Consider the following 17,425-nt stretch of genomic DNA (forward strand, 5'->3'; position numbering starts at 1 on the left):
ATTCTCTAATTTAACTGGTTGATTAACGGATGCTTGGTGTGGGCAAACAATATAGCTGTGTGGGAATCTGCTTTTCTCTCCAATTGATCGAATGTTTTCCTTCCCATTGCACTATACTCATAGAGGGCTTTGAGTATGACTCTCTTGGTTCCCCAGTTATCTGCTTCATCATAAGCGTTGTAAAGAAATCCTAAAGCCTTGTCGGTCTTCAGATCTGCAATAGCCGAAATGATTTGTCGTTTGACTTCTTCCGGTTGTACATTATACATTTCAATCAGCTTAGGTTCAACCTCTTTGTATTTTAGCTTACCTAAAGTCTTGATTGCTTCACCCCGTATTTCCACAGAACGGGCATTGAGTTGCTTCGCGAGAATTGGGGCACTTTCGGTTTCATGATATAGCCGGATTTCGTTGATAAAGAATATCTTAACGTTTTCTTCAGCTGAAGTATTCACCCATTTGATAAAGGTGGGTGTGTTATATCCCACTTTTTTACGGTGTTCCAAGATGGCGTGTAACTCCATCATGTCCCATTGCCTTAACTTCATGCCGATATCTTCGTCGAAGAAGCGGAACGGATCACCCTGACTTAACCACATATAAGTATAGCGTGCCGAGTTTCTTAGTTCTAGTTCACGATGATAGAGGAAACGCACCAATACCGCTTCAGAGGCATAACCATTGATGGACTGAATAAGTTTCAGAGCTTGTATCTTTGATCTTTTGGAACCGAATTGAAGTTCGCGTTCAAGGAAACGTGTGATTTGGAATACAGTTTGAATCGTTTGATAGTTTAGTTCATTGATCTCATCTTCATGCACACTCTTGATTTCTGTTAACAGTTGGGTGATAATGCGTAATTCGTTGGGTTTTGGGCGCTTTTTCGTATCATATTCTAATCTGTCAGCTATCTCTTCTTCACTCAATGTGTTGGAATCTAGTGAGATAGTTTTCATTTCTTCGTAATATTTATCAAACGCTTTATTGTATCTTCGCTTCTCTTTTCGCCTTTTAAATATACCATATATAATATGGAATAGGAGAAATAAGTACGCAATAATACAAAACATTACAGCAATTGAGCATATTCTTATGATTAAAGGATAGCCAATAAACTTGTAATATATCCAATAGAAATAATATTCTATGTAATCTATACCATACAGTACTTGATCCATTTCCCTTGATATATTTAGATATAAAACTTGTATATTCAGAATAAAAGTTCTATATTTGTTGTATTGAATGTTCTGTCTAATGCAAATATACGAAATAACTTGTATATATTATCCATTGTTTATGGACAGCTCTTTTGAGGCATATTTTAGCTCTTGTGATTATTTTCGATGGAAAGGATTGAAATTACAAATAAAGGAGGGTGGAAAGCTATTAAGCGTTAAATATATTTTTGATAAGTTAACAAATGGAGCCTGAAAATAAGTGTGATAAGCCAGGCTCTCATGCGAAACAGAAACAAACAATAAATTTAAAAATTAGATTAAGATGAAAATTAAAAGTTTGGTGTATGTCCTTATGGGGACAATGTTGGTTACTACTTCCTGCTCTGATAATGAGTTGGAAAAAGGTAATGATGGTCCGGGAACTGTTGATCCGGTAAATGCTTCTCCTCTTGTTAAAGTGTATGCTGATGAAAAAGGAGAAAACTTGCTTGCAGAAGACGTTTTTGTGAAAGACGGTTCTTCACGTACTATAACCTTAAATGTCCCTATTCATGCGGACAAGGTATATATGGAGTATAACACAGTATCAGGTGAGGTGAAAAAGGCAAGTTTTGCTTTATCTCCTGTTACTCGCAGTGAGAGCTATCCGACTGATTTTTCTTATGAAACCACTCACAATGCATCGGTTACTCTTTCTCTTCCTGAAGATGCAGTGAAACCGACAGCGGAGCCGACAGCCGATTATCTTTTTTATCATAGTACCGGTGTGGCAATGTTTGAAGATGGCTGGCCTAAGGAGTCTACGTGGTATGACGAGGATTTTAATGATGTAGTTTTTGAATATGACATAAAGGTTTCCGAATGTCAGAATGAAGAATTGATGGAGATTCAAGGTAGTAAAGAGGAGTTGTTACTGACTTTGGATGTTCGTGCGGTGGGTGGTCAGATTCCTACTCAGTTAGGAGTTGTCTTGGAAAACTTAAAGAGTGAGTATGTCGACCGGATTACAGCAAAACTTTCATTGAAAGGCGGACAAGGTACTGAAAGACTTCTGAAACAAGTACAACTTTCTACGGAATCGGAGGTATCGATTGAAGCAAGAGACTGGAGATGGGATCAAGATGATGCTGATAAAAAACGTTATGCTGGTTTGTCTGTGAATACGACTCCGGAAGAAGGAACGGTTATCAAATTGGATGGTTTATCTGGTTTGCATAGTGATCTTCTTGATGGGACACCGAGAGCTTATTTCCAAACAACAAAGGGAGCAATTAGAGAAGGATTGCCTATGTTACGTGCTGAAGTTAGACTGATAGGCAAGGATGGTTTGAAAGGGCAGGATAGAGAAAATCAACTAAAAGCATTCAGAGATCTTATTCTTGATACGCAGAGACAGAACTTTTTTATAGTTGTCAATGGTGGCAAAGAAATACACATGAGAGGTTATAAGCCTACTTCGGCTTATGCTGACTATGCTAAAGATGCAGCAACTATGAGTGGAAATGAAGCAATAAATGAAAATATTCCATATTGTAATATGAATGGTTTCGTTTGGGGTATAAAAGTTCCTGTAGGTACAAGACATGCGTATGAGAAAGTTGCTTTTGAAACGGCATACCCGAAGTTTAAGGATTGGGCAAAAAATAATGGTGCTTCATATAAAAACTGGTATGAGGATTTTGAACCGGAAGAGACCGTAAAATATTGGTAATACAAATTACCAGTTAATACATTATTTGAGATATTTTGTACAATTTGAACCCCTCTTTTCGAAAAAAGAGGGGTTTCTTTGTATCCGGAAGAATAATCTTTAAACTAATACCGTAATGACGAAGCGATTTTTTATAGGCTACAGTTTGATTACTTTTTTTCTCTTAGATAGTGTGATGCTTTTGGCACAACACAAAGCTTCTTTTGTGCAACAGTGGAAAATAGAAGATGCATCCCATGCTTTGCAGATAATAGAACGTGCAGATACATTAGAATTGATAGTTCCGGACGGACTGACTATGTGGTATCGGCAACGATTGGCAGGTGATTATGAAATTAGTTATCGTATCTGTATGGTGATGCAAGGTGGAAAGTATGATCGCTTGAGTGATCTGAACTGCTTTTGGGCTGCCAATGATCCTAAATACCCTAATGATCTTTTTGCCCGTAGTCAGTGGCGTGACGGCATCTTTAAAAACTACAATACATTAAACCTTTTCTACGTTGGATACGGAGGAAATGATAACTCAACGACCCGTTTTCGTCGATACAGAGGAGAGTACTATGGAGTGGCAGATGATAAGGTGAAACCGTTATTGAAAGAATATACTGATACCTCCCACTTACTTGTTCCCAATCAGTGGTATGAGATTCGGATTCGAGTGGAAAAGGGAATCACAACTTATTCTGTGAATGATGAAAAGTTGTTCCGCTATACCCTTGCGGGTGGTGAAGGTGACGGACACTTCGGTTTACGTCTTTTGCAGAATCATATACTCTTTACAGATTTTAAAGCGACCATACTTTGACTGATATACTGAAAACCTGATAAGACAATATTTCCATGATGAAACAACCTTTTACTAAATTTGGAGTGACAACTCTGTTTTCTCTTTTGTGCTCAGCATTCCTTCATGCACAAGTCGTAACAGATGAGCGGATGTTTTCTTTTGAAGAACCGCAAATCCCGGATTGTATCACCGCTACCCAATCCCGCCTGTCGGTATCTGATCTGCATTATAAAGATGGAAAACATTCGTTGGAATGGACATTTGAACCGGGTGGTATATTGGAACTCAAGAAAGATTTGAAGTTTGAGAAGAAAGATCCGACCGGCAAGGATTTATACCTTTCCGCTTTTATTGTGTGGGTTTATAATGAAGTTCCCCAGAATGCGACCATTGAGTTTCAGTTTCTGAAAGATGGCAAACAATGCACATCTTTCCCTTTTGGCATTAATTTCAGTGGTTGGCGTGCTGCATGGGTCTGCTATGAACGTGATATGCAAGGCACACCGGAGGAAGGCATGAATGAACTTCGGATGATTGCTCCAAATTCAAAAGGAAGCCTTTTCATCGATCATCTGATTACGGCTACTAAGGTTGATGCACGTCAACAGACAGCCGATCTGCAAGTCCCTTTTGTCAATGCCGGAACCACCAACCATTGGCTGGTTGTCTATCAACACTCGCTTTTGAAACCGGATATTGAATTGACTCCTGTGAACGATAAGCAAAGAGCAGAAATGCAACTGTTGGAAAAGCGTTTTCGTGATATGATCTACACGAAAGGGAAAACTACAGATAAAGAAGTGGAAACCATCCGCAAGAAATATGATTTCTATCAGATAACCTACAAGAACGGTCAAGTATCGGGAGTACCTGTTTATATGGTACGTGCTTCAGAAGCTTATGAACGGATCATACCGAACTGGGACAAAGATATGCTGACTAAACTGGGAGTGGAAATGCGTGCTTATTTCGACCTGATGAAAAGAATTGCCGTTGCATATAATAATGCGGCAAATCCGGTGATTCGGGAAGAAATGAAGAAGAAGTTCTTGGCAATGTACGATCATATAACCGATCAGGGAGTAGCTTATGGTAGTTGTTGGGGAAACATCCATCATTACGGTTATAGTGTCCGCGGTCTGTACCTGGCATATTTTCTGATGAAAGATGTGCTTAGGGAAGCTGGTAAACTTCAGGAAGCCGAACGGACATTGCGCTGGTATGCGATTACTAACGAAGTATACCCTAAACCGGAAGTCAACGGAATTGATATGGACTCTTTCAATACACAGACCACCGGACGCATTGCCAGCATTTTAATGATGGAAGATACACCGGAAAAACTACAATATCTCCGGTCTTTCTCCCGTTGGATTGATTTTGGTTGCCGTCCTGCATTGGGATTGTCCGGTTCGTTTAAAGTAGACGGAGGTGCTTTCCATCATCGAAACAACTATCCGGCTTATGCTGTGGGCGGACTCGATGGAGCAACCAATATGATCTATCTTTTCAGCCGGACGGAATTTGCTATTTCCGAGTTAGCTCATGAAACCGTGAAAAATGTACTGTTGACCATGCGTTTTTACTGCAATAAGCTGAACTTCCCTCTTTCCATGTCCGGTCGTCATCCGGATGGAAAAGGTAAACTGGTTCCTATGCATTTTGCTATGATGGCTTTAGCCGGTTCTCCCGATGGAAAGGAGGAATATGATAGTGAAATGGCTTCTTCTTACCTCCGTCTGATTTCAGACCCAAGTATTGAAAATGACTCTCCCGAATATATGCCTAAGGTTTCAAATGCTGAAGAGCGTAAGGTGGCAAAACTTCTTATAGAGAAAGGTTTCCGTCCGGAGACGGACCCGCAGGGAAATATAGCAATGGGATATGGTTGCATCTCTGTTCAACGTCGTAGTAACTGGTCGGCTGTGGCACGCGGACATTCCCGTTATTTATGGGCGGCAGAGCATTATCTGGGGGCAAATCTATACGGTCGTTATCTGGCACACGGCAGTTTACAGATATTGACTGCTACGCCGGGACAGACAGTAACTCCCACCACTAGTGGCTGGCAGCAGGAAGGTTTTGACTGGAACCGTATTCCGGGAGTGACATCTATTCATTTGCCATTGGAGCAACTGCAGGCTAAGGTGCTCAATGTAGATAGTTACTCCGGAATGGAAGAGATGCTTTACTCCGACGAGGCTTTTGCCGGTGGTCTGTCTCAACAGAAGATGAATGGTAATTTCGGAATGAAGTTGCATGAGCATGATAAGTACAACGGATCACATCGGGCACGTAAATCTTACCATTTCATCGATGGAATGATTGTCTGTCTTGGTTCGGATATTGAAAATACAAATACGGAGTTCCCGACAGAAACGACTATCTTCCAATTAGCGGTTACTGATAAAGCAGGGCATGATTATTGGAAAAATTATCAAAGGGATAAGAACGTATGGGTAGATCATTTGGGAACGGGTTATTATGTTCCGACTCCCATCCGGTTTGAGAAGAACTTTCCTCAATACTCGCGAATGCAAAATACAGGAAAAGAAACAAAGGGTGATTGGGTTTCTTTGGTTGTAGATCATGGAAAGGCACCGAAAAACGGAAGTTATGAATACGCTGTTTTGCCTCAGACGAATGAAGCTCTCATGAAGAAATTTGCAAAGAAGCCCACTTATAAGGTATTACGGCAAGACCGGAATGCGCATATTGTAGAGTCCGTTTCCGAACAGATCATTTCTTATGTGTTGTTTGAAACTCCTGAAACGACATTGCCGGGTGGTTTATTACAACGTGTGGATACTTCCTGTCTGGTTATGACTCATAAAGAATCTGCTGATAAGATTAAGCTGACGGTGGCACAACCGGATTTGGCTTTGTATCGTGGTCCAAGCGATGAAGCGTTTGATAAAGATGGGAAACGCATCGAACGTAGTATCTATTCCCGACCATGGATTGAAAATGCCAGTGGTGAAATACCTGTGACTGTAACGATAAAAGGGCAATGGAATGTAGAAGAAACTCCGTTTTGCAAGGTGATTTCTTCTGATAAGAAGCAAACAGTTTTGCAGTTCAGTTGCAAAGATGGCGCTAGCTTTGAAGTGGAGTTAAGGAGATAAAAGTCAGACAACAGGAGATCATTTGCTTTCCCTGATAGGGGAACAGTAGTTTCTCTTGGAGAAACTATAGTTTCCATGCCGTTGAAACTGTTGTTTCTCGGTGCTGAAACTACAGTTTCCCAATGCTGAAACTTTAGTTTCCCGGTACAAAACCTTTGGTTCCAAGCGTTGAAACTAAAAGTTTCCCCACGAGAAACAAAGGTGACAGCATTATTGTTGTCACACTGCTGTCACCTATTGCTGTCACAGTGTTAATTGTTAATAATCAAATCGTTAAGCAGCAATCGGTGACAGGTGACAGATATATAATTAAAATAATTGTATAGAGAGGTTAGAACATAAACATGGCAACGGCAACAATACGGTTGTTACATACGGCATGGGTATCTTGAATTTTCCCATTGGACGTATTGAGCGAACCATACCATGCAGAACTTAATGTATATTCCAACCCGAATTTCCAGTGGGGGACATTGTAGGTCAGTTCTGCTCCTGCCGTAACTAATTGGTTAAGGTCTGTTCCTGTTCCATAAAGTTTTGCATCATTTCCTTTGGGAGCATATAGTGCATCACTTGTTCCCAGATTCTTGGCATAGCCTACGAAGATTCCCGGCTTCCATTTTTTTCCGTAGACAACGTTGAACCAAGAGCTGGAGAAACGTATCGGAGTATATTTTTGTTCTCCCGTTTGTTCGTTGACAGACTTGATCCCGAATCCGCCCAAGCCGGAAGCTTGTGTCAGATTGGATCCTAATACACTCTTCGCAGCGATGAACCAGTCTTTGTTGGTGTATTTCACATGAGCTTCGTATGAAAGAGTTGTGATGCGTTCGTCTACCTTATATGTATCTTTATTTACAGTGGACTCCGTACGTGGTTTCAATGATAACAACTCAATGCCTACGCCGGCCAGCAAACCGCCATTCTTATAATCAGCTCCGACATAAAATTCGGGAATACAGCTTTGCTTCAGATACTTATGTGTTTTCCCTTCCGGTCCTTGTGAAGTATATTGTGATTGCCACACTGCGGCTCCGGTAAGTTGGAAATTCTTGTTTGTATAGCGATAACGAATTTGTGGCGCACGGCTGAAGGGTTGGAACGGTGCTCCTACAGAGAGATTAAGAATCTGCGGAGACACATCTCCGAATAACGGATGCCAGTTTTGCCCGAGCAATAAAGCTGATTTTCCCCAATCCAGATTCAAATAAGCATGACGGAGACGAATGACTGAATAAGAAGTACCTGTGCCGCGGAAGTCAACTTCTACTTTGGCAGACGTCTTGGCTGTTCCCAGTTTGGGACCGGCAACGTCTACTCCGAGACGTGAGTATAAAGTATAGAAGTTACTGTTGGGTGTTGAATTCAGATCGTTCCCGTCCGGATCGCGCACTTTGTCTTTCGGATACATATAAAACAATCCATCTACGGTTTCCTCGTTAGCACGACTATTATAATAGAAGTCAGTACGAATCTGTCCGTAGAACTTAAACTTGAAATCCTGCATTTGTGCGAAGCTGCCTGATACGGTTATCAGACAAAGAAAGATTAGAATGTATTTTTTCATAATGTGCTTGTTTATAAACGGGCGCAAAATTACGAAAAATTACTGGTTATTAGTTTATCGTTGATTAAAAAAGGCAAGGATTGCCTGATTATATTTGTTGAGGCTTGTGCTTTTATGAATTGCTTTCAGTGATTTTCTGTCTGCTTGCGGCATTAAATATTCCCAGAAAGTTTTCATTTTATTCAAAAGCTGTTCGTCTCCTCCTTCCAACTGTTCTGCGTATTGACTGTATACGCATTTATGCATAGATTGCAATTTCTCCCTCATTTCATCGGACTCAAGTGCACGGTTTTGTCTATATTCCAATGCTAATGCCGGGTTGGCAAGCAATCCCCGTCCTATCATAATTCCGGCTAATCCGGGAAACTGTTCCTGAATGCGGTGAATATCTTCTACGCCATTGATATCCCCATTATAGATGAGCGGATGTTTGCAGACTCCCTGAAAAGCTTCAAACGCTTTAAGGTCAACTTCTCCTTTATATTGCTGTTTTCCCAAGCGGGGATGCATTGCCACTTGTCGCAAGGGTAGCTCATTGATAATCGGAGCCAGTTTCAGGCATTCTTCCGAATCTTCCCAACCCAACCTCATTTTGATAGAGAAACTTATTTGTGGATATTCTGTAATCAGGTTAAGTAATGCCTGAACTTCTTCAGGATAAGGAAGAATACCGGAACCATTGTGACGTTTAGCCAGCATAGGAAAAGGACATCCCATATTGATATCGACTTCTTTATATCCCTTTTCAATGAATAGGGATAAGATTTTTTCTGCTTTCTCAAAAGAGGGGGCTATCAGTTGGGGAATCAGGTGGGGTACTTGATTGTTCCCGGGTTCGATTCCCCGGACATCTCTATGGCGGAATCCTCCTTTTTCGAGTCGTACAAATGGGGTGTAATAAGTATCTATACCTCCGAAGCAGGCAGCATGAGCATTACGGTAAAACACTTCGGTGTAACCTTGTAATGGGGCAAAATGAATAGGAAGAGTCTTTGGCATTGTTTTTATTTTTGTGCAAAGATACAGAAAAAGTAAAAGAGAGGAGCCTCGCGGTCCCTCTCTTTCTGATGTTAAATTGATTAAAGTCTGATTTTTATAAACGTTTTCTATGATTGAAGGTTAGAAAAATTGGGGGATATATTTTTATTCTACAACGTTTATAGTCAGTTCACGCACTACTTGACCACCTTGATGGACGTAGTTTGCATTGTTGGCTACGAAGGTAGCGGTATATGTACCGGTCTCTTCATAGGTATGTGAGTATATCTCCAACGATTGCGAGATATTCTTAATCGCTACACCAGCGTCAGGATCGCAGGAACCGTTGAGTAAAAGTGGTTCAGAGATTAGCCAACTATTTTTTAGTGTAGCTCCAGCCGCAGAGCTAGATACAATTATTTCCGTCGGTAAATTTGTTTTCCAGAATCCGGGGACACCGCCATCAACTGCTCCATACTCTCTGTCTTTAACTTTGTCCGATTGCTGGTCACTTTCATTATTTACAATGTTTAGTGGTGTGAAACCTAGATTTTTTGCATAGACAGTTTCTGATTTATTATTATTAAAAGCCAATTCTATGCGTATATTTTTAAAGGAAAATTTAGGTTGTCTAACAGCACCATCCTGACCGCCTTTGTAATGGAAAGCAATGGTGATTTGCTTTCCAAGATAAGACGACAAGTTCTTAATGTATGGATATGATTTGTCGTTATTTTCTACTTTCACCGGCAATTCATCTGTCGGTATTAAATAGGTCCAGTCAAATCCTTCCACTAGTTGCTTGTCTGCTTCGAAATTATTCTTGGCCATTCCCGGAAATTTATCGGAAATGAAAATGTCTAATGCAGTCTGCGGTGTGTTTTTAGGCGGCGCATCATATTGGGCAATCATATCGAAATTAATTTCACATTTTTCGATATCCTCTATTTTCATTTCTGTCCGGTTCCGAAATCTATATTCATGGTCAATTTCTCCACTAAAGAATGTTATAAAATCCGGATCACCATCGAAGCTGAACGTTACCGGGCTTCCTTTCTTTACAGTCACAGTTTTGCCGTCGAAGCTGACATTGCTGTCTGTCACCACGCCAACTTCCATTGCTGTCTCTTCTTTCAATTCCTTGTCGCATGAAGCGAGACAGAGTCCGGCAAAAGCGATAGTCATCAAACTTTTATATATTGTCTTCATATCCTTTTTCTTTTTAAAGTTAATAAGAGATTTACCAACCCGGATTATTCGTTTTAATAGCACCGTTCGATCCTATTTCATTGGCAGGAATCGGGAAATAGTTGTAAGACTTCGGAATATTGAAGTAAGTGTATACATTGATTCCGAATTTCCAGGATTCGTCAGTCTGTGCCTTGTCCACTTGTTCCTGCATCAGTTTGTAATAGTCTCCCCAACGGATCAGGTCGAAACGTCGTGTATATTCGAAGCAGAGTTCCATAGCGCGTTCGTCTTTGATAGCTTTGCGGAAGTTCTCTTCATCCAGATTTGCTTGAAGCTTGCTGATTCCTGCACGTTCTCTTACTGCATTGATACACTCATAAGCAAGATCATTAGGACCATGGTTGACTTCATTTTCAGCTTCTGCAATCATCAGCAGAATGTCAGAGTAGCGGAGAAGAGGAAAGTTGATGGAAGTATCGTTCTTGCTCTTCTTGTCTGCTTCGTATTCTCTACGATATTTGGCTGCAGCTCTGTTACGGTTCTTATTAGCATCATTCTTCGATTCGCGATCACCGTAAGTAGAACCTGGATCTGTTTTGCCATAGCTGAAGGATTGATCCCAATATTGTTGTTCCACTTCATCTCTTTTTCCTTTCACAAATTCACGACCGTCTACCGGAGTGCCTTCTCCTGCTGATTGGGTGTAGGTGAATGGAGCTATATTCCAGTTGCAACGGTCAATGTCACCGTTTGCTTCATACAATTCCAGTAGCTTAGGAGTATTCCAGATAAAAGCGTATGCATAACCCGGGTCACCTTTACCGGTGATGGAGGCTTTGGAAGAAAGGTCTTTTCCCTGAATACCGATGATATTACCAATTCTACCTTCTGCGCGTACATCCGTTGAACGGTTACCAGCAAATTCTACCTCCCAGATACTCTCATTAGCTTTGGCACCATCCTTATTGAGAGCTGTGTTATACTTGTCAGAACAAATGTCGATAAAGAAATCCCAATATTTGGCAGTCAGTGAATGACCTTCGTTTTTAACTAACTGCGCATAGTAACTTGCCTTCTTGAAATATTCTGTAATCTCGGCGCTGGTCGTACTGTTGGCCAAACCTACTTCCTTGTCACGTTTAGGCTCACCGGCTCTGAACATATACACACGTGCCAGCATTCCCCAAGCTGCTGATTTGGAAACACGTCCCGGCAAATAGTTCAACTCTTGAGCAGATTTAAGATCCTCGGCAGAACCATACATCTCTTTGATGATAAAGTCATAAATCGTCTGTTTGTCCGTACGTGGAATAGAGAGATTGTAAGCATCTTCTGTAGAAGTAGTCTTAAAAGGTACATCTCCCCAACATTCTACCAAAGTGAAATAATAGAATGCGCGTAAGAAGCGGGCTTCCGCTTTATACTGCTTGCGGGTATCATCGTTTATATCGGGCACTGCATCAATATTCTCCAGGAAAATATTGGCTCTGTTGATACCGGAGTATAAGGTATACCACAATGCTGCAACAGTCGGATCACTCGTATTGGCATTGTTGCAGATCAAGCCACTTTTGTTAGGTCCGCGGTTAGCCCCTCCATAGTGTCCCAGATCGTCACCTCCTACAAGGTATAAGAATTCATTTCCGTAGAAGGAACTTTGCCCCAGAATAGCATAGGTTCCTGTTAGCCAAGAGGCAGCATCCGCTTCCATTCTTGAAGTAATTTTCAGGGGTAGTGTACGTCGGGTCTTTTTCCAGGAAATCGCAGGAAGTCAGGTTAAGTCCGACAAGAAGTGATATGATGATTATTTTTATTGTTTTCATATACATAATTGTTTGAAGGATGATTGATTAGAAACCTAAGTTTATACCAAAACTGATAGAGTAGGCTCTCGGATAAGCGGAGAAGTCCAGTCCCGGAGTCAGTGCGCCTTCACGGATAGATACTTCCGGATCGTAACCGGAATATCCTGTACATGTCCATAGATTCTGACCTGCAACGAATACACGCGCATTGTCTATCTTCCATTTCTTGGTCAGTTGCTTCGGCAGTGTATATCCTAAAGATACGGTTTTCAGACGAAGGAAAGAACCGTCTTCGATAATACGTGTAGAGAACACTTTGTTAGAGCCGGAGTCGGTAGCTCTCGGAATATTGCTTTCCGGGTTTTCCGGTGTCCAACGATTTGCGTAACTTGCGTATTGGTTCAAGTCGCGTGTCTTATTGCTGTTCTCGAAGAACAGGCGGTTGGCATTCAATACATCGTTTCCATACGACCATTGGAAGAAGATACTCAAGTCGAATCCTTTGTATTCGAAATTGTTGGTAAATCCACCTGTATGTTTCGGCATACCGTTACCGATCATAGTACGGTCGTTATCGTCGATAATGCCGTCACCATTCAAGTCTGCGTATTTCGGCATACCCGGTTGTGTATTGCTTTCGGAAGAGAAGTAAGGAACATTACGTTTCAGTGTATATGTATCGCCCACTTTATCAAAATCTTCATATTTGTATGTACCTTCATAGATGAATCCGTACATCATTCCCATCGGATAACCCACTTTGGCAATGTAGCTGTATTGTGAGTTGTAGTTCTGGTCAAATTTGGCTGCACTCAACAGAGAGGATTGGTTTTCGGCCAATTCCAATACTTTGTTCTTGTTGAATGCGATATTAAAGTTGGTAGTCCAAGAGAAATGGCGGTTCCTGATATTGGTCGTGTTCAAGGTAAATTCGACACCTTGGTTGCGTACCTTTCCTACATTCTTCATGGCACTGAAATAGCCGGAAGAAGTGGGAAGTGCAGTATTCAGCAACAAATCACGAGTCGTTTTACGATACCAGTCTACGGTTAGTCCGATACGTTCGTCCAGGAAGCCCAAGTCCAGACCCAGATTCCACTGCTCGGTCGTTTCCCATTTCAGTTTTCTGTTTCTTAAAGAAGTAGGCACTGTACCTACACTTGTCAGACTGTTTTCGAACGGATATACACCACTTGGTAGGCTACCGATCGAAATAAAATCTCCAACTTTATCTTTTAATATCTGATATAAAGCATATGTGTCATATTCACCTACGCGGTTGTTACCGGTTAATCCCCAGCTTGCTCTTAATTTACCGGAAGAAACAACAGATTTCAATGGTTTCATGAAATCCTCTTCCATGAATCCCCAAGCCAATGAACCGGAAGGGAAGTAACCGAAACGGTTATCACCACGGAACTTGGAAGAACCGTCGGAACGGAAAGAAACTGTTGCGTAATACAATGATTTATAGTTATAATTCAAACGTCCCAGGAAAGAAAGCATAGACCAGGAACTCTTTAGTGATTTGGTCGTACTGGGAATTCCTTCGCTCATTCCTGCCATCCCGAGTGCTTCGTTCGGAATTTGCACTGTCTTGTATGAATAGTATTCATAGTCAGAATTTTGCAGGGTTACACCTACCATACTATTGAAGAAATGCTTCCGTTTGATATTGGTCTGATAGGTCAGAATATTTTCGTTCAACCATGTTGCACGTTGAGAATGATAGATTTCTGCATTCACCTTATCGGATGATTTCGGATTACCATAACGGGTCTTCGAGTTGTTGAATGTTTCCCCTTTGCGGGTATCGAACGTGTAACCGCCGGAAACTTTCAACTTCAATCCTTTGATAAATTCATATTCTGCAAATCCGTTGAACTGGATATAGTTCGCGTACGTCTTGCGATATTCGTTTTTCAAAGACATGATAGGATTGAAACGATAGTCGTTGGTATTGTTTATCGCATCGTCCATGATGTTATCCATCAATGAATTTAAAGGTCTGTCCGGTTCCGTCACGGGGCGATATCCCCATACGCTATAGAACAGGTTGTTCATACCACTATATGAGTTCTGCGAAGGAGAACCACCGGTGGTTGTAGTGCTTGAATAGTTGGTTGTCAGATAGATTTTCAGTTTCTTCTTTTGAATGGTAGTACCCATACGGCCTTGTATACGCTTGTAGTTCGATTCCAACAAGATACCGTCCTGGTCATAATAAGATAAAGAAGCGTTGTAACGAACTCCTTCCGAACCACCGGTCAGGCTGACATTGTGGCTTTGCATCCATGCGCTGCGGAAGATTTCATCCTGCCAGTTATATTGCGGGATATTCCTATAATCTTCCAGTCCCCATTTCTTGCCGTCATAATTCATGAAGTAGGTAGTTTCCATATCTTTTGGACTACGTTCTGCTTGTAGTTTGACGAACTCATAGGCATCCATCATCGGGATTGTTTTAGTGATATGCTGAATACCGAAACTTCCGTCGTATTTAATTTTAGGTTGTCCGATTGTACCTTTCTTGGTGGTAATCATCACAACGCCATTAGCGCCACGGGCACCGTAGATAGCGGTAGCAGAGGCGTCTTTCAGAAAATCAAGAGATTCTATATCATTCTGATTGATGGCTGCGGCTACGGAAGGGTCTTCCACCGGGAAACCGTCAATGACATAAAGAGGAGAGTTGTCCTGTGTCAATGAGTTGTTACCACGGATAACGATGTTCATCTGTCCGCCCGGCATACCTTCGCCCGAACTTACGTTGACACCGGCGATACGTCCGCCCAATGTCTCGCCGAAAGAAGCGGTCGGAGTGCTAAGCAGTTCTGCCATGCTGGCTTTGGCAACAGAACCCGTCAGGTCTCTCTTGCGTATTTCCTGATAGCCGACTACTACCACTTCATCCAATGTCTTTGTATCTTCCTTCAATGTGATAACCATTGGCTTTTGAGTGTCCGCCTTTATTTCTACAGTGACATAACCAATGAAAGAAATAACCAATATTGAATTCTTATTGGGTACGTTAAAAGCAAATTTACCATCAAGGTCAGTGATTGTTCCTTGTGAAGTACCTTGTACCTGAACACTGGCTCCCGGCACTCCTTCTCCTAAGTTGTCCTTCACTGTACCTTTAACAAGTACCTGTGCAAGTACAAAAGAAACAGAAAACAGGATCAGTCCGATGGAGGAGAGCATCCTTTTTCTAGTTTGAGTGGATAAATGTTTTTTCATATATTAAAAATTAAGTGATTTTATTGAATCTACGCTTGCAAAGATAGACGGATTGAATATTCTAATATGGATAGAATTATTCAAGATTGGTGCAAAATCATACAATTTTTCTGTTCTCATAAACTATTTCTCTTTTACGGATTCTAGTAATTCGGATAACTCTTTCACTATGTCGGGATGTTGTTTTGATACATTCGTTTTCTCCGATGGATCGGAGGATAAATCGTAAAGTTGAGGCTGTTTGTCGTTGCCTAACTCCATTTTCGTCCAATGTTCGATGGCGGGGCCATCGCTCGGTTCGATGTATTTCCATTGGCCTTTTATGATGGCAAGTGTGTTATTGAGATTCTGTTGAACGACATACTCACGGTTTGTATTATTCTTGCCGAGGAGAACGTTCAGATGTTCCTGACTGTCGGGGGCAGCTCCCTTGCGTAAAGGTTGGTCCAGAAGTGAGGCGAGCGATGCATACACATCTATTTGAGAGAAGAGAGCTTGTTGCTTGTTCGGCTTCACCCGGGCAGGCCAACGGACAATAAACGGAACGCGTGTACCCGCTTCGTAAGCACTGTATTTCCCGCCACGGTAGATCCCCATCGGAGTATGTCCGTTGAGAAGTTCGTAAGCTTGGTCTTGATAGCCGTCGTCGATAACAGGACCGTTGTCGCTGGTAAAGATAAGGATGGTGTTGTCTGCGATGTGGAGGCTATCCAGTGTGTGCATGATTTCACCGATGGTCCAGTCCAGTTGCAGGATGACGTCGCCACGAGTGCCGAGTCCGCTTTTGCCTGCGAAACGTGGGTGGGGGATGCGCGGTACATGTACGTCTTGCGTACCCATATATAAGAAGAAGGGTTCTTCCTGATGGGATGCAATGAAATTCTTAGCCTTGTTGGTGATGATATCAGCTATGTCTTCATCTTTCCAAAGAGCGGATTTTCCTCCGGTCATCCAGCCGATACGGGGAATACCGTTGATAATTGTATTATTGTGTCCCTGACTGGGTTTTAAAGTGACGAGCTCCGGGTTCTCTTCTCCCGTAGGCCAGTCGCCGACTTTGTGGTCATAACTTACGGTGATAGGATCATTGGGGTCAAGTCCTACGACATGTCCGTTTTCTACAAATACACAAGGTACACGGTCTACGGTAGCCGGAATAATAAATTCGTAGTCAAAACCGATGCTTTGTGCGTTAGGGGTAATCCGGTTGTTAAAGTCGGTTCCACCTTTCGGACCGAGTCCCAGATGCCATTTGCCTACTGCACCGGTTGCGTATCCTGCATCTTTCAGCATATCTGCCATGGTGACGCACGTAGTATCGATAATGAGTTCAGAGTTGCCGGGAGCAATCCCTGTGTTTTCTTGTCTCCATGGATACATACCGGTCAGGAGTCCGAAACGGGAAGGAGTGCTGGTGGCGGAAGTTGCATAAGCATTGGTAAATTGTACTCCTTGTCCTGCCAGCCGATCGATGTTGGGGGTACTCACTTTCGTTGCTCCATAACAGCTTAAATCACCAATGCCGAGATCATCTGCAAATATATAAATAATGTTAGGCTTTTGGTTATTCTGCCCATTGCTCTTTTGGGGTGCTTGATTGCATCCTGACAGCGTGACGATGCCGGACAACAGGGGAAGTAGACGCGAAACGTTTTTCATAATGCTGAGTGTTTTAGGAAATAATGTAATGAACACAAAGATAAGCGATTGGAAGAAAAAGAATGAGTAGGAATGTACAAGTGAAGTACAAAATAGTACACTTAAGAAGTTACCTTTTTTATTCGGGCGAAGATGTCCGGACTAAGAAACCGTTTATATTATAAATTTAGGCACGGAT

9 protein-coding genes and 1 pseudogene are annotated in these 17,425 nt (G+C 41.8%); 3 read left to right on the top strand and 7 right to left on the bottom strand.

All coding sequences use genetic code 11. The features are described from left to right. Positions 1-5 precede the first annotated feature (5 nt). Positions 6-1,178: a HEAT repeat domain-containing protein gene (locus tag NXV01_RS05440; protein WP_148365469.1), complete on the bottom strand. Its 1,173-nt coding sequence runs from the start codon at positions 1,176-1,178 to the stop codon at positions 6-8. 325 nt (positions 1,179-1,503) lie between these two features. Here NXV01_RS05440 and NXV01_RS05445 point away from each other — a divergent pair, with 325 nt between their 5' ends. From NXV01_RS05445 to NXV01_RS05455, 3 genes are all read left to right on the top strand, one after another. Next, entirely contained in the window at positions 1,504-2,892 is a 1,389-nt protein-coding gene (locus NXV01_RS05445; RefSeq protein ID WP_148365470.1) for an LruC domain-containing protein, read from the top strand. A gap of 115 nt (positions 2,893-3,007) precedes the next feature. Beyond that, complete coding sequence (locus NXV01_RS05450; protein WP_259021866.1) at positions 3,008-3,700, top strand: DUF6250 domain-containing protein; 693 nt, start codon at positions 3,008-3,010, stop codon at positions 3,698-3,700. Between the two features lie 35 nt (positions 3,701-3,735). Continuing rightward, positions 3,736-6,807, top strand: coding sequence for a chondroitinase family polysaccharide lyase (locus tag NXV01_RS05455; protein ID WP_259021868.1), 3,072 nt, complete (start codon positions 3,736-3,738; stop codon positions 6,805-6,807). A gap of 331 nt (positions 6,808-7,138) precedes the next feature. Here the strand turns inward: NXV01_RS05455 and NXV01_RS05460 are convergent, their stop codons facing one another. The 6 genes and pseudogenes from NXV01_RS05460 to NXV01_RS05485 all read right to left on the bottom strand — a co-directional run bounded on the left by NXV01_RS05460 (position 7,139) and on the right by NXV01_RS05485 (position 17,247). Further along, positions 7,139-8,374 carry a DcaP family trimeric outer membrane transporter gene (locus NXV01_RS05460; RefSeq protein WP_259021869.1) on the bottom strand — a complete coding sequence of 412 codons (1,236 nt, stop codon included), beginning with the start codon at positions 8,372-8,374 and terminating at the stop codon, positions 7,139-7,141. Between the two features lie 54 nt (positions 8,375-8,428). Next, positions 8,429-9,373 (bottom strand): tRNA-dihydrouridine synthase family protein, encoded by a 945-nt coding sequence (locus NXV01_RS05465; protein ID WP_148365474.1) that lies wholly within the window; start codon positions 9,371-9,373, stop codon positions 8,429-8,431. A gap of 144 nt (positions 9,374-9,517) precedes the next feature. Further along, positions 9,518-10,561, bottom strand: coding sequence for a DUF5017 domain-containing protein (locus NXV01_RS05470; protein ID WP_148365475.1), 1,044 nt, complete (start codon positions 10,559-10,561; stop codon positions 9,518-9,520). A gap of 31 nt (positions 10,562-10,592) precedes the next feature. Beyond that, a pseudogene (locus NXV01_RS05475) lies at positions 10,593-12,366 on the bottom strand (RagB/SusD family nutrient uptake outer membrane protein). A 27-nt stretch (positions 12,367-12,393) separates the two neighbouring features. Next, positions 12,394-15,552: a TonB-dependent receptor gene (locus tag NXV01_RS05480; protein ID WP_074558201.1), complete on the bottom strand. Its 3,159-nt coding sequence runs from the start codon at positions 15,550-15,552 to the stop codon at positions 12,394-12,396. A 159-nt stretch (positions 15,553-15,711) separates the two neighbouring features. Continuing rightward, on the bottom strand, positions 15,712-17,247 hold the full coding sequence (locus NXV01_RS05485) for a sulfatase-like hydrolase/transferase (RefSeq protein WP_148365477.1): 1,536 nt from the start codon (positions 17,245-17,247) through the stop codon (positions 15,712-15,714). Positions 17,248-17,425: the final 178 nt, after the last annotated feature.

Source organism: Bacteroides sp. BFG-606, from assembly GCF_024788145.1.
Taxonomy (GTDB): Bacteria; Bacteroidota; Bacteroidia; order Bacteroidales; family Bacteroidaceae; genus Bacteroides; species Bacteroides vicugnae.